Annotated in this window: 1 pseudogene; it reads left to right on the plus strand. The window is 62.3% G+C overall.

The window, feature by feature from the left end:
- A pseudogene (locus R0J92_RS27235) lies at nt 1-231 on the plus strand (FAD/NAD(P)-binding oxidoreductase); the annotation flags it as partial.

Here is a 231-nt window from a genome sequence, read left to right on the forward strand (position 1 = left end):
GTGGAACCACAGGATGGCGACAACAACGGCGTTGATCTGCGCGTATCGGTAAGCGGCAAGAGCGGGATTGTTTCAGCGCGCCGCGTGATCTTCGCGACCGGTGCGATGGAGCGCCCGATGCCTGTCAGGGGCTGGACATTGCCGGGTGTTATGACCATCGGCGCAGCACAGATTGCGTTGAAGGCTTCCGGCCTCCTGCCCAACGGAAGTGTGGTTCTGGCGGGAACAGGC

The organism is Tritonibacter sp. SIMBA_163, assembly GCF_046535935.1.
Lineage (GTDB): Bacteria > Pseudomonadota > Alphaproteobacteria > Rhodobacterales > Rhodobacteraceae > Epibacterium > Epibacterium scottomollicae.